Here is a 16,811-nt window from a genome sequence, read left to right on the forward strand (position 1 = left end):
AGGAAATATGATGGGCCATCCGGCGTCCCGTCGCATGTCCGCGCGGCGCATCCGACTGGCGAGGTCGTCTGCTCCCCGTTACGGTGCGGCTGACCCCCCGCACGAGCACGGCCGCACCGGCCGCACGAGGAGAGACCGTGTCGACCGCACCCGAGCACCTCCCCGCCGAGCGCCGCATCACGCGGCTGGCGATCGAGACCTCCATCGGCCTGGCCTGGAACGCCGAGGGCGCCATCCGCGGTCTGCCGCCGCTGGCCTGGCAGCTCGGGAGCCCGTGGGAGGGCGTGCACTTCTCGGGTGACGCCGACGCGTACGCGCCCGAGGTGCGGCGCGAGGTCATCGAGTCGTGGATCGCGGGGCTCGGCCTCGCCGACGCCATCGACCTCACCGACGGCCCGCTCGCGCGCCGCGGCGACGACATGGTCTGGACGGGCGTGATCGACGAGGTCGTGTTCGAGCTCCGCTACCCGGCGGAGAGCGCGGATCCCGCGGGCGACGAGGGCTAGCCGGCCGCTCCCGCACCGCGCTCGCGCCACCCGGATCCGTCGCGCTCCAGCTCGATGAGCTGCCCGTTGGCCCACACCAGCGACCGCGTGAGCGCGGGCGACCGGCCGAGCGCCGAGAGGTAGAGCACGCGCAGCAGGTAGCCGTGCGCGACCACGAGGGTGGTGCGCGGATCCGCCGCCACGTCGTCGAGGACCGCCCGCGCCCGCACCGCCGCCGCCGCCCAGGTCTCGCCGCCGCCGGGCGCCGCGGGCTCGCCGTCGTCGCCCGTGAGCCAGGCCGCGAACGCCGCGCCGTGCACGGTCCCGCGCAGCTCGTCGCGCGTGATCCCCTCGAAGCCGCCGAAGCCGAGCTCCACCAGCTCCGCGCGCGGCTCGGGCACGACGCCCGGCGCGACGCCCTGCTCCTGCAGGATGCGCGCGGTGCTACGGGCGCGCGCGAGCGTGCTCACGAGGATCCGCTCCACGCCCTCCCCGCGCAGCCGCGCCGCGAGGGGCGCGAGCTGCTCGGCGGCGTCGTCGCCGACGTCCACGTCGGTGCGCGAGTTGTAGCGGTACTCCCGGTTCCAGGGCGTCTGCGCGTGCCGGGTGAGGAGCAGGCGCGCGGGTGCCGCCGGGGGTGTCTGCATGGGTCCATCCAACCCGGATCCCGTCGGCGGCGACGCGCTCCCGCCGCGGCCCGACCGACCCGTGCGTCGCCGGACTAGCGTCGAAGGGGATGACCGAGAGCCGGACCCGCGCCGCGACACCCGTGGTCCGCGCCGCCTTCGCCGCGGCGAGCGCCGCCTACCTCGTGAACTGCGCCATCGGGATCGCCGCGGCCACGCGGATCCTGCCGCCGCGCCCCGAGCTCCGCCTCCACCACCGCGCGTACGTGCTGACGAGCGCGCTCACCGCGGTCGCGCTCGCGTCGCCGCTCTGGTCGGGAGGCGCCGCCCGCCCCGCCGCGCTCCGCGCCGCCCGCGCGCTCGCGCCCGCCGTGATCCCGCTCGCCGCGCTCCCCCGCGTCGGCACCCGCACCCGCCGGCACCCCGCCGTCGCCCTGACCGCCGCCCCCTGGTTCGCCCGGGGCATCCTCGCCACCTGGAGTTGACCGTGGAGTTCCTCGACGTCCTGCGCGCCCGGAGGACCACCAACGGCGCCTTCCTGCCGGATCCCGTGACGGAGGAGCACCAGCGCCTCCTCATGGAGGTGGCCGGCCGCGCGCCCTCGCAGCTCAACAGCCAGCCGTGGCGGTTCGTGCTCGTGGAGGAGCGGGACACCATCGAGCGGATCGCCGACATCAGCGGCGAGAGCATGACCGAGACGATGTCGAACGGCACCTTCTTCGAGCGCTACAAGCACCACTTCCGCTTCACGCAGGAGGAGATGGACCGGCGCGGCGACGGCATGCTGTTCGACAAGCTGCCCGCGCCGCTGCGCCCCTTCACGAAGCAGGCGTTCACGAAGCGGGGCCAGCGGCTCATGAACTCGCTGCGGGTCCCGCAGACGCTCGGCCGCGAGAACCGCAAGCTCGTCGCGGGCAGCCCGCTGCTCATCGGCGTGATGCTCGACCGCGCCGAGGAGCGCCCCGAGTCGCTCGCGTCCTTCTACTCCACGTTCTCCATGGGCGCCGCGATGGAGAACGTGTGGCTGACCACGGGCGCCATCGGCATGGGGATCCAGTTCATCTCGTTCCCGATGGAGATCCGGGAGCAGTGGACCCGGGTCGAGGAGCTGCTGCGCGTGCCGCCGGAGCTCGAGCTCATGGCCGTGTACCGCCTCGGCTACCTGCCGCCGGAGGCGCGCCGCCCCGCGATCGACTGGTCGAGCCGCGAGCGCAAGCGCCCGTCGCAGTACGTGTTCCGCGGGACGTGCGACACCCCGCAGGAGGGGTGGGACGAGCCCGCGACGAGCTGATCGCGCGGCCTGCGCGCCGCGTTCTGGGGGCGCTGGCGCGCGCGATCGGGCCGGCGACGCGGATCCGCGCCCGTAGGGTCGGAGCATGGCCAGCGGCGCGTGGGTGCGCATCCCGTCCCCGAGCATGCGGCAGCGATGGCTCCTCACCGCGGCCTCGCTCGCGTTCGCCGGGGTCCTGCTCTGGTCGCCCGTCGGCGCCGTGAGCCGACTCGTCGACATCGCGATCGGACCGTCGCCGCTCATCCGGGTCGGCCTGCCGATCCTGCTGATCGTCGCCGTCGTCGGCATCGCGTACCTCGTCGTCGCCAAGCGCACCACGCCGCCGGCGATCGACGTCGCGCGTCAGCTCCTCCGCATCGGCCGGAAGGAGTGGGGCTTCTCCGAGATCACCGGCGCGCGCATCGAGCTGGCGGGCGGCCCGGGCGACGACACCCTGATCCTCCGCCTCACGACGACCGGCGACGGCAGCTGCACCGTCGTCGTCTCCACGCGCGCGGGCGTGCGCGTCGACGACGCGCAGCGCGACGCGCTCCTGGCCCTCGTCGCCGGATCCCGCATCGCGCCGCCCCGCTCGAAGGACGACCCGCACGGCAGGTTCGCGCACGTCGAGTTCCCCGGGCACCTCACGCTCGAGGACACCACGGCGCTCGTCGACGGCAGCGGGGTCGCGGAGCCGACGGCCGCGCGCGGGCAGCGCGGGCAGGGATCGGGCGGGCGGAACGTCCGCCCCGCGGGCACACCCAGCCGGAACCCCGTCTCGATGCGGACCCAGTACGTCATCGCTGGCATCGTCACGGCCATGGGCGCCTTCTTCGCGGTGGTCGCGGTGCGGAACCCGGCGGCGGTGTTCGGGCGCACGGAGATCCCGGTGATCGCGCTCGCCGTCTTCTTCCTCGCCGGCGGCATCGGCGTGATCCTCGTCACGCGCCGCGACTCGCGCCGCGCGGCCGAGCAGCGCGCCGCCGTCGACGCGGCCCGGGCAGAGGCCGAGCGCGACGCATCCGCCGAGGACGCCGAGCCGCGCGAGCCCGCCCGCCCCACCGACGGGCACTGACGCGTGGCCGACGACGGCTGGGTGCGGATCCCGCCGCCCACGTACCGGCAGCGGCTGCTGATCGGCGGCGTCCTCCGCCTGCGCGGGAGGGAGCGCCCCTTCACCGACCTGGTGGGAGCGCTCGTCGAGCTGGCGGTCGAGACGCCTCCGTCGCGCTACGACAAGCCCCGTAGGCGCCCCCTCCACTACCCCGTGACCCTCCACCTCGACCTCGCGGGCGGCGGGCGCTTCCGCGTCGTGCTCGCGATCGGCCCCACCACGACCATCACACCCGAACGCGCCGAGGCCCTCGTCGCGGCCGTCCGCGGCTCGCGCATCGAGGCCCCCACCGCCTCCTACGACCCCGACGGCCGCTTCACGCACCTCAACTTCCCGGGGTGCCTCGACATCCCGGACACGATCCGCCTCATCGAGCACCCGCAGCGCGCTCGCACGCAGCTCCGCTGACCCGGGCGACGCCCCCTTACACCCGCAGCGAGAACGCAGCGAGCCCCTGCTCCGCGTGCGGGGCGAAGCCGAGCGCGCGGTAGAAGGGGTGCGAGCGGTCGCCGTCCTCGGTGCCGCCCGCGTCGGTGGTGAGCACGAGGAGGACGCCCGGCGCCTGGCTCGCGCGCACGTGCTCGAGGAGGGCGCGGCCGACGCCCCCGCGCTGCCGGTCGGGCCGGACGAGGAGGTCCTGGACGTAGCAGATCGTCGCCCCGTCGCCCACGGTGCGGACGAGGCCGAGGAGCCGGCCGTCGGCGTCGCGCGCGATGGCCACGAGGTCGGATCCGGCGAGCGCCCGCTCGAGCCGCTCGGGGTCGCGCGTGTAGACGGTCCAGCCGACGGATCCGTAGAGGTCGAGCAGCTCGTCGCGGGCGGGGACCTCGTCGACGATGGTCATCACCCCGACACCGTACCGGCCTGTGGAATCAGCGCACGGCGGATCGCCGTCTCTCGATACGGTTGCGGTTCCGCCCGCCAACCCTTCCGACGAGAGCCGTCCATGCACCAGTCGCGCCATGCCGGCACGTCTTCCTCCCGTCGGAGCCGATCCGGATCCCTCGCCGTCGCTTCCCTGGCCGTCGCCGCCATCGCCGCGGGCGGCCTCGGCGCCGCCCTCCTCGCCCCGGCCAGCGCGTTCGCCGCCACGGCCACCGTCGGCCTCGGCACGGCCGCGTCCTACTCGGTGCTCGCCGGCCAGGGCGTCACCAACACCGGCCCCAGCACGCTGGCGGCGGATCTCGGCACCAGCCCGAACGCGGCTATCTCGGGCTTCCCGCCGGGCGTCGTCGGCGGCGCCACGCACGCGGCCGACGCCGCGGCGGGCCAGGCGCAGTCCGACCTCACCACCGCGTACGACGACGCTGCCGGTCGCCCCACCACGGCCGCCGTGCCCGCCGACCTCGTCGGATCCACCCTCACGCCCGGCGTCTACACGGCGGGCGGCCCGCTCGCCAACACCGGCACCGTCACGCTCGACGCGCAGGGCGACCCGTCTGCCGTCTTCGTCATCCAGGCCCCGTCGACGCTCACCACGGGCTCGAGCAGCCGGGTGTCGCTCGTCAACGGCGCCCAGGCCTGCAACGTCTTCTGGCAGGTGTCGAGCTCCGCCACCCTCGGCACGAACTCGGGCTTCGCCGGCACGATCCTCGCGCTCACCTCCATCTCCGTCGGCACGGGCGCCACGGTCGACGGCCGCGCGCTCGCCCGCAACGGCGCCGTCACCCTCGACGACGACGCGTTCGTCGCCTCCACCTGCGGCACCACCACCTCGCCCATCGGCTCAGGCAGCACGCCCGTGGTCACCCCGACGCCGGCGCCCTCGCCCACGCCGGCTCCGTCGCCCACCCCGGGCGGCGGATCCGCCGGCGGCGGCACGGGGGGCGGCACGGGCGGCTCGACCGGCGGATCCACCCCCACGCCGTCGCCCACGCCCACCCCCGGCGTGCCGACGTCCACCACCCCGCCCGGCGACGTGCCGCCCCCGTCCGGCCACCTCCCCCGCACCGGTGGCGACGGGGCGCGCCTCGCCCTCGAGCTCGGGCTCGGCGCCGCGGCCCTCACGGCCGGCGTCGTCGCGGTGATCGCGGTCCGCGCGCGCCGCCGCCGGCACTAGCCGCCGCACCACCGCACCACCGGACGCCCGTCCCCGCCTCGCGGGGGCGGGCGTCCGTCATGCGCACGGCCCGGACGCGGAGGAGGAGCCGGGCTAGGGTCGGCAGCAGGAGCGACGACGCTCCGATCCACCAGTCGACGAGGACCCCCATGACGACGACGAGCCGCCCCGCGCGACGAGCCCCCGCCGACCGGCCGCCCCGTCCCCGCCGCTCCCGCATGGCCCGCCGCGAGGCCGTCGTCGGCTACCTCTTCATCAGCCCGTGGATCATCGGCTTCCTCGTCTTCACTCTCGGCGCGATGGTCTACAGCCTCGTGGTGTCGTTCAGCGACTACAACCTCGCCACCGACATCGCGACCCCGGTCGGCACGGCGAACTACGAGCGCCTGTTCTCCGATCCGCGCGTCGCCCTGAGCCTCGGCAACACGCTCTTCTTCTGCGTCCTCGCGGTGCCGTTCGAGGTCTGCCTGGCGCTCCTGCTCGCGATCCTCCTCGCGCGCCTCGGCCGCGGCGCCGGCATCTTCCGCACCCTCTACTACCTGCCCAAGATGACCCCGACGGTCGCCACCGCGAGCGTCTTCCTGCTGCTGCTCAACGGCAACACGGGCGCGGTCAACAAGGGGCTCGAGGCGATCGGCATCGACGGACCGCAGTGGCTCATCGACCCCGCCTGGGTGAAGCCGTCGATCGTCCTCATGACGCTGTGGGGCGTGAGCGGCACCATGGTGATTTTCCTCGCCGCCCTCAAGGACGTGCCGCGCGAGCTCTACGAGGTCTCCGCCCTCGACGGCGCCGGTCCCGTGCGGCAGTTCTTCGCCATCACCGTGCCCATGATCTCCGGCGCCATCTTCTTCAACGTCGTCGTGCTCACCATCGCCGCGCTGCAGGTCTTCGATCAGGCCTACCTGCTGTTCTGGCGGGACCAGACGAACGCTTCCCCCGACTCGTCGCTGTTCTACGGCGTCTACCTGTTCCAGCAGGCGTTCCGCTCGTTCGACTTCGGCTTCGCGGCCGCGATGGCCTGGCTGCTGTTCGTGATCGTGCTGGTCATCACGCTGATCCAGGTGAAGCTGAGCAACCGGTTCGTCTACTACGAGGGGGACCGCTGATGGCCGTCACCGACCGCACGCCCGATGCGGCGGCGACGCCCGCCGCCGCCACCGGCGACCCGCGCCTCGCCGCAGCCCTCACGCCGCTGCCGTCGCGGGATACGCTCCCCCGCCGCGCCGACCCCGACCGCGGCCGCCGCGTTCGCTCCCGCATCGGCCGCGCCCTCATCACGACGCTGCTCGTGGCCTTCGCGCTCCTGTTCCTCTACCCGTTCGCGTGGCTGCTCGCCGCGAGCCTCAAGCCGCGCGGCGAGGTCTTCGACAACTCGCTCTGGCCGCGCACGTTCACGCCCGAGAACTACGTCGAGGTGTGGCAGCAGCTGCCGCTCCTCGGCTGGATGGGCAACAGCCTCGCCATCGCGCTGCTCTCCGCGGCGCTCGTGTCGATCTCGAGCGCGCTCGTGGCGTTCGGCTTCGCGTACTTCCGGTTCCCGGGGCGGAGGATCCTCTTCGGCCTGGTGCTCGCGACGATGATGCTGCCCGGCGCCGTCACGATGGTGCCGCAGTTCCTCATCTGGAAGAACCTCGGGCTCATCGGCACGTGGATCCCGCTGTTCGGCATGAACCTGTTCGGCTCGGCCTTCTACATCTTCCTGCAGCGCCAGTTCTTCCTCGGCCTGCCGCGGGAGCTGTTCGAGGCGGCGCGGCTCGACGGCGCCAGCTACTTCGGGATGTTCCGGCGGATCGCGCTGCCGCTGTCGATCCCGTCGTTCGTCATCATCTTCATCTTCGAGTTCCAGGCCAGCTGGAACAACCTGCAGGCGTCGCTCATCTACCTCAACGCCGGCAGCGTCGAGGGCTTCACGGTGCCGCTCGGCCTCTCCTACGCGATGACCGCGTTCAGCCCCACGAACGGCGGCCAGGGCGACTACCAGCTCGTCATGGTCGCGGCGCTCCTCGTCACCCTGCCGATGCTCCTGCTGTTCGCGTTCGGGCAGCGCTACTTCGTGGAGGGCATCGCGACGCAGGGGCGGAAGGGCTGATCCGCCGGGCCGTGCCGCGGGTCAGCTCCCGGTGTCGACGAGCTTGAGGCCGACGACGCAGCCGACGAGGCCGAGCAGCAGGAGGACCTTCACGATGCTCGCGGGCTCGGATCCCGTGACGATGGCGTAGGCGACGGTGAGCGAGGCGCCGATGCCGACCCACACGGCGTACGCGGTGCCCGTGCTGATCTCGCGCATCGCGTAGGCGAGCCCGACCATGCTCAGCACCACGGCGACGCCGAAGACGATCGACGGTCCGAGCTTCGTGAACCCGGCGGACTTCCCGAGGGCGGTGGCCCAGACGGCCTCGAGCACCCCGGAGACGATGAGGACGATCCACGACATGGCACTCCTCCTGGCCAGTCCTGTCGCGTTCCGGGTACTGATCCCTCGTCCGGGAGCGCGGAAGGGCGCCCGGTCCTCACGGTACCCGGGCGCCCTGGTCACGGCATGTGCAGGTCAGCGGCGGATCAGCGCGCCGCCTGCTCGTAGGCCCGCATGGCCGCGGTCTGCGCGTCGGCGAGCGCCTGCTCCGGCGTCTTGTCGCCGAGGAGCGTCGAGGCGACGGCGTTCTGCAGCTCGCCCTGGATCTGCTGCCCCGCCGGCGACCCGCCGATCGACCGGCCCTCCGCCACCACGTCGTAGAACGTCGCGATGGCCTGGTCGATCCCGTCGTCGCCGCTCGGCACCACGTGGGCGTCGCGGATGGCCTGGTCGGCGGCCGGGGATCCCGTGAAGAGGCCGGTGTTGATGCCGCCCTTCTCGGTCACGGTCGCGGCGCGCACGTCGCCCGCGGCCTCCCACGACTCCTGGCTGGTGAGGTCGAGCATCCACGCGCACGCGGCGTCCTTGTTCTCCGCCCCCGCGGGGATCACGAACGCGGATCCGCCGGCCACCGCGAACGGCTCGCCGTCGCTGTCGCGGAAGGGCACGGCCGAGATGTCGATGGCGTCCCGGTACGGCGCGACCACGTTGAGGTACCACTGGGCGTCGATCTGCGCGCCCACCTGGTCCTTCACGAACTGGTTGCCGTCGCCGAAGGTGTCGAACGCGTCGCTGAAGCTCTTCCCCTCGGCGTACCCGCCCTGCGCGTCGGACAGCCGCTTGAGGAACTCGAGGCCGGGGAGGTTCGCGTCGTCGTCGAGCGTGGGCTTCCCCTCGGCGTCGACGAGCTGGCCGCCGAAGCCGAGCATCCAGAGCGCGGCCTGGCTGGTGGGCACGGCGTCGAGGCCGAGCACGGCCGGATCCCCGCCGGACTCCCGGTAGACCTTGCCGACCGCGTCGAGCAGCTGGTCGGGCTTCGAGGTGTCGAACTGCTCGGCCGTGACGCCGGCCGCGGAGAGCACGCGCTCGTTGAGCAGGATCGCCGGCGGCTGGAAGAACTGCGGCACGGCCCAGATCTTGTCGTCGTAGCGGATGTCGTTCGTGACGGACTCGTAGAAGCGCTCCGCGGGATCCACGTCGTTCGCGGAGTAGCACTCGTCGAGCGGGAGGATGAGGTCCTGCGCCGCGTAGGTCGCCACGAACTGGCGGTCCATCTGCACGACGTCGGGGGTCTGACCGCTCGCGACGCGGGTCGTGAACTTCTGGGCGTCGAACGCGGTGGAGTCGAGGTCGATCGTCACGTCGGAGAGCGCGTCGGCCGCGTGCTGCAGGCGGGCCTTCCCCACGTCGTCCGCGCCGTCGAAGGCCCAGGCCTTGAGCGTCCCCGTGGCGTCCGTCGTGAAGGTGGCGTCGGCCGCGCCGGAGCCGCCGGATCCGCATCCCGCCAGCAGCGTGGCCGTGGCGGCCGCCGCGACGACCGCGAGCGTCCTGTGTGTCCTGGTCATGTGGATCCCTCCGAGAGCACCGGGCCTCGTCGCCCGCTCCTCGAACGTACGCCGCTTCTCCCGCGGCGATCCGGGCGGCCGGGGGCGGCGGCGGGCGGCCGCGGGCGGCCGCGCGCGTCAGGCGAGCAGCAGGTCGACCATCGCGTCACGCGCGCGGGCGCCCTCGGGGATGGGCATGAGCGCGTACACGTGCAGGAGGTTCGGCTCCACGTGGATCCGCACGGGGTGCCCCGCCGCGGCCGCCTTCCGCTCGAGGGCGCGCGCATCGGCGAAGAGGATGTCGTGCGTGCCCGTGAACACCGTGATGCGGCCGAGGCCGGCGAGCGATCCGCGCAGCGGGCTCACCCGCGGATCCTCCACCGGCAGGTCGCCGCGCCACGACTCCACGGCGGCGCGCATGCCGTCGACCGCGAGCCACGGGTCGGTCGGCTGGATGCGGGCGATGAGCGCATCCGTGAACGACAGGTCGAGCGCGGGCGAGAGGAGCACGACGTCGCGCGGCGCCGGCACGCCGCGGTCGCGGAGCGCCATGGCCGTCGACAGCGCGATCTGGCCGCCCGCCGAGTCGCCCATCAGCGTCACGTTCGCGGCGCCGACCTCCGTGACGAGCGCGGCCGCGAGGTCCGCCGTGCGCGCGACGACGTCGGCCGCCGTGCCGCTCGGGACCAGCGGGTAGATGGGCACCGTGAACCGCGTGCCGGTGCGGCGCGCGAGGCCGGCGACCAGCCACCAGTGGAACGGCGAGATCTCGTGGGTCCACCCGCCGCCGTGCGCGTACAGGGCGCGGCGGCGGGTGGCGGGGCCCGACGGCGCGACCTCGTAGACGTGCCAGCCGCCCTCCACCCGGGCGGTGACCCGCACCCCGCGGAGCAGCGGCGGCGGCGCGAATGCGCCCGGCCGGACCACGCGCCGGTGGGCGGCGCCCATGGTGCGCGCGGGCGACGCGAACTCGCCCTGCCCGCCGACGACCGCGATCACGGGCGGGGCGAGGCGGGACAGCAGGCTGCGGCGGGTGCGGGTGCGGGTCATGTCGGGGTCGGCACGGGTCGGCTCAGCTGGCGTCGCTGTACCACTTGGAGACCAGGTGGTCGGCCTCCACGCGGCGGATGGTGCCCGAATGGGAGCGGAGCACGATGCTCGAGGTGCGGATCATGCCGCGGTGCCGGGTGACGCCCGCGACGAGCGCGCCGTCGGTGACGCCCGTGGCGACGAAGTACGCATTGTCGCCCGTGACGAGGTCGTCCTGGTCGAGGATCCGGTTGAGGTCGTGGCCCGCGTCGACCGCGCGCTGCCGCTCGGCGTCGTCCTTGGGCGCGAGGCGCGAGAGGAGCACGCCGCCGAGCGCCTTGATCGCGCACGCCGTGATGATGCCCTCGGGGGTGCCGCCGATGCCGACGCACATGTCGATGCGCGAGTCGGGGCGTGCCGCGTTGATGCCGCCGGCGACGTCGCCGTCGAGCAGGAGTCGGGTGGAGGCGCCGGCCGCGCGGATCTGCGCGATGAGGTCCGCGTGCCGGGGCCGGTCGAGCACGGCGACCTGCATGTCCTCGACCGCGAGGCCCTTCGCATCGGCCAGCGCGCGGATGTTGTCGCCGATGGGGCGGTCGAGGTCGACGACGCCGCGACCCTCGGGGCCGGTGACGAGCTTGTCCATGTAGAAGACGGCCGACGGGTCGAACATGCTGCCGCGGTCGCTCACCGCGATGACGGAGAGGGCGTTCATGCGGCCGGCGGCGGTGAGGCTCGTGCCGTCGATGGGATCCACCGCGATGTCGCACGCGGGGCCGAAGCCGTTGCCGACGTGCTCGCCGTTGAAGAGCATCGGCGCCTCGTCCTTCTCGCCCTCGCCGATGACGACGAGGCCGTCGAAGGCGACGGTGCCGAGGAACTTGCGCATCGCGTCGACCGCGGCGCCGTCGGCGGCGTTCTTGTCGCCCTTGCCGATGAAGGGAGCGGAGCGGATGGCGGCGGCCTCGGTGGCTCGGACGAGCTCCATCCCGAGGTTGCGATCCGGATTCGAGTAGTTCTCCTCGGTCATGTGAGTTCCTCCCGTAGAGACGTGCGCGGGCGGCTCCGTCGACTCCGCAGGTGCGTCCCTACGATCCTACGGCGGGGGTGCGGTCCTTCCCGCTGCCGCCCGCGATGTACCGGACCATCACGTTGAGCGTCGCGACGAACGGCACCGCGAAGAGGGCGCCCGCGACGCCGCCGACGTAGGATCCCGCGGCCACGGCCAGCACGACGGCGAGCGGGTGCACGTGCACGGCCCCGCCCATCACGAGCGGCTGGAGCACGTGCGACTCGAGCAGGTGCACGCCGATGACGGCGGCCAGCATGATCACGGCCTGGAGCGGGCCCACGAACACGAGCGCGATGACCACCGCGAACGCGCCCGACACGATGGCGCCCACGACCGGGATGAACGAGGCGAGGAACACGAGCACCGCGATGGGGATCGCGAGCGGGAGGCCGAGCAGCCACGCGGCGATGCCGATGCCGACCGCGTTGCCGGCCGCCACGAAGATCTGCACGCGCGTGAACGCGGAGAGCGTGCCCCAGCCCGCGCGGCCCGCGCCGTCGATGGCGGAGCGGGCGCGACGGGGGAAGACGGAGACGACGAAGCGCCAGATCCCGCGGCCGTCGATGAGCACGATGACGATGGTGAAGAACGCGAGGAGCGCGCCCGTGACGAGGTGGCCGACGCCCAGCCCCGCGTCGAGCGCGCCGGTGAGGAGGGCCTCGCGGCTGTTCTCGAGGGCCTTGCCCGCGGACGCGAGCAGCGCGTCGTAGTCGGACGGCACCACGTTGAAGGGCGGCTGCGCGAGGAGGTCGCGGACGGACTCGAACCGGTCCATCGCCTCGCGCTGCAGGGTGGGGATGCCCGTGCGGATCTGCGTGACGAGCAGGAGCACGAGCCCGGAGATGACGACCGCGGTGCCGAGCAGCGTCGACGTGATGGCGAGCCAGGCGGGCCAGCGGCGCTTCCTCAGCGCGCCCACGAGCGGCTCCAGCAGCGCGCAGATGAGGAGGCCGACGAGGAACGGGATCACCACCTCCTTGACCGCGACGAGGATCCACACGGCGGCCGCCACCGCGATGCCGATGACGAGCAGGCGCCACGACCACTCGGCCGCGAGCAGGACGCCCGGGGTGACGCCGCGCTCGGCGGCGCGGCCGGCGTGCGGGGCGGCGGGCGCGGCGGGGTCGGGCGCGCCCGGCGAGGGCTCGACGTCGTGGGACATGGCGGTGCTCCGATCTCGATGCGCAGGAGGCGGGCCCTCGCTCGGAGGAGTGCCCGGCGCCCATCATGGCGGGGCGCGCGGGTCGGCGACCCGCGATGTCCCGCATGCGTGCGCATGAGGATCCTCCGCGCCGCTGTGCGGGATCCGAGCGTGGCGCCGGGAGCCGCCGTGCCGGTCAGCGCGCCCCGGCCGCCGCGCGGGTCAGCGCGTCGCCGCGACCCGCCCCGCCGGCGGCGCGCCGGCGGCATCATCGACACCCGCGATCCGCCCGTCCACCACCGTGACGAGCCGGTCGAGCGCCCCGCGGTGCACGAGGTCGTGGGTCACGAGCAGGGTCGCGGTGCCCTGGCCGTGGGTCAGCTGCGCGATGAGGTCCATGATCTCGGCGCCGCGCTCCTGGTCGAGCGCGCTCGTGGGCTCGTCGACGAGGAGCACGGACGGGTCGTTCACGAGCGCGCGGGCGATGGCGACGCGCTGCCGCTGCCCGCCGGAGAGCTGCGCGGGGCGCTTGCCGGCGTGCGCCATCAGGCCCACCGCGTCGAGCAGGGCGTCGGCGCGGCGGCGGACGGCGGCGCGCCGACCGCGCCCGCCGCCGCCGAGCTCCGCCATCACGAGCAGCTGCTCGCGCGCCGTGAGCGACGGCACGAGGTTCGACTGCTGGAACACGATCCCGATGCCTTCCCGGCGCAGCGCCGTCGCCTCCTTCCTGCTGAGGGTCGCGGCGTCGACGTCGCCGATCAGCACGCGGCCGGAGTCGGGCCGGATCAGGGTGGCGGCGACCGCGAGGATCGAGGACTTGCCGGATCCGGACGGCCCGGTGATCCCGGTGACGACGCCCGCGGGCGCCGTGAGCGAGACGTGGTCGACCGCGGTGATGCGGGAGTCCCCGTCGGGGAAGGTGAGGGTGACGTCGTCGAGGTGGATCATCGGTTGCTCCCGAGTGCGGTGAGGGGGTCGGCGTGGGTGACGGTGCGGAGCGCGACGGCGGCGCCGGCGAGCCCGAGGACGGCCATGGCGGCCGCCGGGAGGAGGGTGGTGAGCGGGCTCAGCAGGAACGGGAGGGCGCCGCCGGCGAGCGATCCGAGGCCGACGACCGCGGCCATCCCGACGCCGATGCCCAGCACCAGGACGACGAGCGCCTGTCCGAGCGCGTCGCGTATCAGCGACGCGTCGGACGCGCCGAGCGCCTTCAGCACGGCGACGTCGCCCGCCCGCTGCATGGTCCACACGGTGAAGAACGCGCCGACGACGAGGGCGGAGACGCCGAACAGCATCGCGATCATGAGGGCGAGGGATCCGATCTCCGACTTGAAGGTCTCGAGCGCGCCGAGGCTCGCGAGGGCCGGCGAGGCGGAGGTGCGGGTGGCGCTCGCGGCGGCGGCCCAGTCCGGGGATCCGGAGACGGCGAGCACGGTCGCGTCGCCGTCGCCGCCGAGCCGCCGGTCGGCGTCTGCCCAGGCGGCCGGCGTCAGCGCGACGACGGGGGTGTGGCTGTAGGAGGCGTCGCCGCCGACCGACGCGACGTCGTAGGCGGCGCCCGCGATCGTGATCCGGTCGCCGACCGCCGCGTGCAGCGCGTGCGCCGCCTCCGACGACAGGCCGACCTCGTCGTCCGCGGTGGGAGCCAGGGCCGTGACCGTGGAGGCGGGCGCGCCGTGCGGGACCCCGAACAGGGCGACGGCGACCGCATCCGCATCCGCTCCCGACACGGTCGCCCGACCCTGCGCGATGCCGACGGGCGTGACGGCCGTGACGCCCGCGGTGCCGCGCCACGCGGCGACCGTGGCGTCGTCGAGCGAGGACTGCGCGAACGACGGCTGGCCGGAATCCGGCTGCGCGAGCACGAGGCGGTCGCCGGGGAGAGCGAGCACGGCCGACACGTCCTGCGCGGCGAGCCCGCCGGTGAGGCCCGCGAGGAACCCCACGAGCAGGGTGATGAGGGCGACGACCGCGCCGATGAGCACGAACCTGCCCCGGGCGAATCGGAGATCACGCCAGGCGACGAACACGATGGATCCTTCCGGCGCCGGGGTCCCTCCCCGCCGCCGTCATCAGCCTCACCGTCGGGCTCCGCGCATCCATCGGGGAGAGGTCTGCTCCCTCCTTCCCACTTTCGATTGATCCGCTCCCGCGCTCGCCGCCGTACGCTCCAGGGGACATGGCCCACAGCACCCTCTCCCCCGTGTTCGTGGGGCTCCGCACCGGACTGCACGTGCTCGTCGCGGCGCTCGTCGCGCTCGTGGTGGTGCGCGTGCTCGTCGCGGATTCGCCGCGCACCGGGCCCGCGCTCGCGCTGACGTCCGCGTTCGCCGTGCTCTACCTGCTCGGCGCGCGGGTGCGGCTCGTGCGCGCGTCGCGCCGGGCGGCCGTCGGCGCCGTGTGGATCACCGCGCTCACCGTGGCGTGGATCGCGCTCCTCGTGCTCGTGCCGGACGCGGCCTACCTCGTCTTCCCGCTCTTCTTCCTCTACCTGCACACGCTGCCGCGCGCCGCCGGGCCGATCGCCGTGGTCGTCGCGACGCTCGTCGCGGTCGTGGCGCTCGGGCTGCACGGCGGCTTCACCATCGGCGGCGTGATCGGCCCGCTCGTCGGCGCGGGCGTCGCGCTGCTCATCGGCCTCGGCTACCGGGCGCTCGCGCGGGAGTCGGCCGAGCGGGAGGCGCTCCTCGCGGAGCTCATCGCCACGCGCGACCTGCTCGCCGCGACGGAGCGGGAGCAGGGGGTGCTGACGGAGCGCGCGCGGCTCGCACGGGAGATCCACGACACCGTCGCGCAGGGCCTCAGCAGCATCCAGATGCTGCTGCACGCGGCCGAGGCGGCCGACGGCGACCGGCCGGGCCTCGACCACATCCGCCTGGCCCGCGCGACCGCGGCCGACGGGCTCGCCGACACGCGCCGCTTCATCCGGGAGCTCGCACCGCCTTCGCTCGACGCGGGGCTCGGCGCGGCGCTCGTCCGGCTGAGCGCGCAGTGGCGCCGGGAGGGGCTCCGCATCGACGTCGCCGTCCCGCCGCTCGAGCAGCCGCTGCCGATGGACGTGCAGACGGCCCTGCTGCGGATCGCCCAGGGCGCCGTGGCCAACGTCGCGCAGCACGCCGACGCGAGCGTCGTGGAGATCGGCCTCGCGGTCACGGCGACGCACGCGACCCTCACGGTGCGCGACGACGGCGCGGGCTTCGACCCGGCCCGGGCGGCCGCGGACGCCGGCGCCTCCGACTCGTTCGGCCTCCGCGCGATGGCGCAGCGCGTGGAGCAGCTCGGCGGCGCGCTCGACGTCGACAGCGCTCCCGGCCGGGGCACCACCATCACCGCGATCCTGGAGGTCGGGCAGTCGTGATCCGCATCGTCATCGCCGACGACCACCCCGTCGTCCGCGCCGGGCTCCACGCCGTGCTCGACGCCGCGGCCGACATCGACGTCATCGGGGAGGCGGCGACGCCCGAGGAGGCCGTCGCGCTCGCCGCGTCCGAGGATCCGGACCTCGTGCTGATGGACCTCCAGTTCGGCCAGGAGCGCACGGGCGCCGACGCGACCCGGCAGATCCGGGCGGCCGAGGCGGCGCCGTACGTGCTGATCCTCACCAACTACGACAGCGACGGCGACATCCTCAGCGCGGTCGAGGCGGGCGCCAGCGGCTACCTCCTCAAGGACGCGCCGCCCGCGGAGCTGCTCGCGGCGGTGCGCGCGGCCGCCGCCGGCGAGAGCGCGCTGGCGCCCGCGGTCGCGAGCCGCCTCCTCGCCCGGATGCGCGCCCCGCGCGTGAGCCTGTCGTCGCGCGAGATCGAGGTGCTCCGGCTCGTCGCCGACGGCGCGTCGAACACCGACGTGGCCGCGCGCCTCCACATCACCGACGCGACCGTGAAGTCGCACCTCGTGCACGTCTTCTCGAAGCTCGGCGTGAGCTCGCGCACTGCTGCGGTCGCGGCGGCGCGGGAGCTGGGGGTGCTGCGCTGACGCGCAATTTCGGCCGATCTACCGTACGCCGGTCAAGGAGAGGTGCACTCACGTACAAGCACCGAGTGGATTCGCCACCCCAGAGCAGGGCCGTTTACTTCGTCAGCCGTTTCGGCCCCATCGAAGCGCACTGGCACAAG

Annotated in this window: 19 protein-coding genes and 1 riboswitch; of the genes, 10 read left to right on the forward strand and 9 right to left on the reverse strand. The window is 74.1% G+C overall.

Annotated features, from left to right (window positions below; translation table 11 throughout):
* The first annotated feature begins 137 nt into the window (after positions 1 to 137).
* Positions 138 to 506, forward strand: a complete 369-nt coding sequence (locus CMN_RS13240) for a hypothetical protein (RefSeq protein ID WP_015491286.1) — start codon at positions 138 to 140, stop codon at positions 504 to 506.
* On the opposite strand, the gene CMN_RS13245 is transcribed toward CMN_RS13240, so the two are convergent.
* Positions 503 to 1,132, reverse strand: a complete 630-nt coding sequence (locus tag CMN_RS13245) for a histidine phosphatase family protein (RefSeq protein WP_015491287.1) — start codon at positions 1,130 to 1,132, stop codon at positions 503 to 505. The two genes, CMN_RS13240 and CMN_RS13245, sit on opposite strands and share 4 nt — an antisense overlap.
* An 89-nt stretch (positions 1,133 to 1,221) precedes the next feature.
* Between CMN_RS13245 and CMN_RS13250 the strand changes: the two genes are divergently transcribed.
* From CMN_RS13250 to CMN_RS13265, 4 genes are all read left to right on the forward strand, one after another.
* Positions 1,222 to 1,596, forward strand: coding sequence for a hypothetical protein (locus tag CMN_RS13250; RefSeq protein WP_015491288.1), 375 nt, complete (start codon positions 1,222 to 1,224; stop codon positions 1,594 to 1,596).
* Positions 1,597 to 1,598: 2 nt separating this feature from the next.
* Positions 1,599 to 2,402, forward strand: coding sequence for a nitroreductase family protein (locus CMN_RS13255; RefSeq protein ID WP_015491289.1), 804 nt, complete (start codon positions 1,599 to 1,601; stop codon positions 2,400 to 2,402).
* 85 nt (positions 2,403 to 2,487) lie between these two features.
* Entirely contained in the window at positions 2,488 to 3,456 is a 969-nt protein-coding gene (locus CMN_RS13260; protein ID WP_015491290.1) for a hypothetical protein, read from the forward strand.
* A 3-nt stretch (positions 3,457 to 3,459) separates the two neighbouring features.
* Positions 3,460 to 3,903 (forward strand): hypothetical protein, encoded by a 444-nt coding sequence (locus CMN_RS13265; RefSeq protein WP_015491291.1) that lies wholly within the window; start codon positions 3,460 to 3,462, stop codon positions 3,901 to 3,903.
* 16 nt (positions 3,904 to 3,919) lie between these two features.
* Here CMN_RS13265 and CMN_RS13270 read toward each other — a convergent pair whose 3' ends face one another.
* The gene (locus CMN_RS13270) at positions 3,920 to 4,339 is read right to left on the reverse strand and encodes a GNAT family N-acetyltransferase (protein ID WP_015491292.1); all 420 of its coding nucleotides are present in this window, start codon (positions 4,337 to 4,339) and stop codon (positions 3,920 to 3,922) included.
* Between the two features lie 102 nt (positions 4,340 to 4,441).
* Here CMN_RS13270 and CMN_RS13275 point away from each other — a divergent pair, with 102 nt between their 5' ends.
* The 3 genes from CMN_RS13275 to CMN_RS13285 all read left to right on the forward strand — a co-directional run bounded on the left by CMN_RS13275 (position 4,442) and on the right by CMN_RS13285 (position 7,646).
* A complete protein-coding gene (locus CMN_RS13275) occupies positions 4,442 to 5,554 on the forward strand; it encodes an ice-binding family protein (protein ID WP_015491293.1) in 1,113 nt (370 codons plus the stop codon).
* A 149-nt stretch (positions 5,555 to 5,703) separates the two neighbouring features.
* Positions 5,704 to 6,663, forward strand: coding sequence for a carbohydrate ABC transporter permease (locus CMN_RS13280; RefSeq protein ID WP_015491294.1), 960 nt, complete (start codon positions 5,704 to 5,706; stop codon positions 6,661 to 6,663).
* Entirely contained in the window at positions 6,663 to 7,646 is a 984-nt protein-coding gene (locus tag CMN_RS13285) for a carbohydrate ABC transporter permease (RefSeq protein WP_015491295.1), read from the forward strand. Before CMN_RS13280 ends, CMN_RS13285 begins: the two co-directional genes overlap by 1 nt.
* 21 nt (positions 7,647 to 7,667) lie before the next feature.
* Here the strand turns inward: CMN_RS13285 and CMN_RS13290 are convergent, their stop codons facing one another.
* From CMN_RS13290 to CMN_RS13320, 7 genes are all read right to left on the reverse strand, one after another.
* Positions 7,668 to 7,991 (reverse strand): DMT family transporter, encoded by a 324-nt coding sequence (locus tag CMN_RS13290; protein ID WP_015491296.1) that lies wholly within the window; start codon positions 7,989 to 7,991, stop codon positions 7,668 to 7,670.
* A gap of 9 nt (positions 7,992 to 8,000) precedes the next feature.
* Positions 8,001 to 8,065, reverse strand: a riboswitch (guanidine-III (ykkC-III) riboswitch).
* A 51-nt stretch (positions 8,066 to 8,116) separates the two neighbouring features.
* Complete coding sequence (locus tag CMN_RS13295) at positions 8,117 to 9,475, reverse strand: ABC transporter substrate-binding protein (RefSeq protein WP_015491297.1); 1,359 nt, start codon at positions 9,473 to 9,475, stop codon at positions 8,117 to 8,119.
* Between the two features lie 117 nt (positions 9,476 to 9,592).
* The gene (locus CMN_RS13300; protein WP_015491298.1) at positions 9,593 to 10,504 is read right to left on the reverse strand and encodes an alpha/beta hydrolase fold domain-containing protein; all 912 of its coding nucleotides are present in this window, start codon (positions 10,502 to 10,504) and stop codon (positions 9,593 to 9,595) included.
* Between the two features lie 22 nt (positions 10,505 to 10,526).
* The gene (gene glpX / locus CMN_RS13305) at positions 10,527 to 11,513 is read right to left on the reverse strand and encodes a class II fructose-bisphosphatase (RefSeq protein WP_015491299.1); all 987 of its coding nucleotides are present in this window, start codon (positions 11,511 to 11,513) and stop codon (positions 10,527 to 10,529) included.
* 58 nt (positions 11,514 to 11,571) lie between these two features.
* Positions 11,572 to 12,717 carry an AI-2E family transporter gene (locus CMN_RS13310; protein ID WP_015491300.1) on the reverse strand — a complete coding sequence of 382 codons (1,146 nt, stop codon included), beginning with the start codon at positions 12,715 to 12,717 and terminating at the stop codon, positions 11,572 to 11,574.
* A 201-nt stretch (positions 12,718 to 12,918) separates the two neighbouring features.
* On the reverse strand, positions 12,919 to 13,644 hold the full coding sequence (locus tag CMN_RS13315; protein ID WP_015491301.1) for an ABC transporter ATP-binding protein: 726 nt from the start codon (positions 13,642 to 13,644) through the stop codon (positions 12,919 to 12,921).
* Entirely contained in the window at positions 13,641 to 14,726 is a 1,086-nt protein-coding gene (locus CMN_RS13320) for an ABC transporter permease (RefSeq protein ID WP_015491302.1), read from the reverse strand. The genes CMN_RS13315 and CMN_RS13320 overlap by 4 nt, the downstream gene beginning before the upstream one ends.
* Before the next feature lie 149 nt (positions 14,727 to 14,875).
* On the opposite strand from CMN_RS13320, the gene CMN_RS13325 reads away from it, so the two are divergent.
* Entirely contained in the window at positions 14,876 to 16,054 is a 1,179-nt protein-coding gene (locus CMN_RS13325; protein ID WP_015491303.1) for a sensor histidine kinase, read from the forward strand.
* Entirely contained in the window at positions 16,051 to 16,671 is a 621-nt protein-coding gene (locus CMN_RS13330; RefSeq protein WP_015491304.1) for a response regulator, read from the forward strand. Before CMN_RS13325 ends, CMN_RS13330 begins: the two co-directional genes overlap by 4 nt.
* Positions 16,672 to 16,811: the final 140 nt, after the last annotated feature.

Source organism: Clavibacter nebraskensis NCPPB 2581, from assembly GCF_000355695.1.
Taxonomy (GTDB): domain Bacteria; phylum Actinomycetota; class Actinomycetes; order Actinomycetales; family Microbacteriaceae; genus Clavibacter; species Clavibacter nebraskensis.

Excerpts from the sequence above, each read along its gene's own strand:
- CMN_RS13245 (WP_015491287.1), bottom strand. The coding sequence starts at position 1,132 with ATGCAGACACCCCCGGCGGCACCCGCGCGCCTGCTCCTCACCCGGCAC.
- CMN_RS13250 (WP_015491288.1), top strand. The coding sequence starts at position 1,222 with ATGACCGAGAGCCGGACCCGCGCCGCGACACCCGTGGTCCGCGCCGCC.
- CMN_RS13260 (WP_015491290.1), top strand. The coding sequence starts at position 2,488 with ATGGCCAGCGGCGCGTGGGTGCGCATCCCGTCCCCGAGCATGCGGCAG.
- CMN_RS13270 (WP_015491292.1), bottom strand. The coding sequence starts at position 4,339 with ATGACCATCGTCGACGAGGTCCCCGCCCGCGACGAGCTGCTCGACCTC.
- CMN_RS13275 (WP_015491293.1), top strand. The coding sequence starts at position 4,442 with ATGCACCAGTCGCGCCATGCCGGCACGTCTTCCTCCCGTCGGAGCCGA.
- CMN_RS13280 (WP_015491294.1), top strand. The coding sequence starts at position 5,704 with ATGACGACGACGAGCCGCCCCGCGCGACGAGCCCCCGCCGACCGGCCG.
- CMN_RS13285 (WP_015491295.1), top strand. The coding sequence starts at position 6,663 with ATGGCCGTCACCGACCGCACGCCCGATGCGGCGGCGACGCCCGCCGCC.
- CMN_RS13290 (WP_015491296.1), bottom strand. The coding sequence starts at position 7,991 with ATGTCGTGGATCGTCCTCATCGTCTCCGGGGTGCTCGAGGCCGTCTGG.
- CMN_RS13295 (WP_015491297.1), bottom strand. The coding sequence starts at position 9,475 with ATGACCAGGACACACAGGACGCTCGCGGTCGTCGCGGCGGCCGCCACG.
- CMN_RS13300 (WP_015491298.1), bottom strand. The coding sequence starts at position 10,504 with ATGACCCGCACCCGCACCCGCCGCAGCCTGCTGTCCCGCCTCGCCCCG.
- glpX (WP_015491299.1), bottom strand. The coding sequence starts at position 11,513 with ATGACCGAGGAGAACTACTCGAATCCGGATCGCAACCTCGGGATGGAG.
- CMN_RS13310 (WP_015491300.1), bottom strand. The coding sequence starts at position 12,717 with ATGTCCCACGACGTCGAGCCCTCGCCGGGCGCGCCCGACCCCGCCGCG.
- CMN_RS13315 (WP_015491301.1), bottom strand. The coding sequence starts at position 13,644 with ATGATCCACCTCGACGACGTCACCCTCACCTTCCCCGACGGGGACTCC.
- CMN_RS13325 (WP_015491303.1), top strand. The coding sequence starts at position 14,876 with ATGGCCCACAGCACCCTCTCCCCCGTGTTCGTGGGGCTCCGCACCGGA.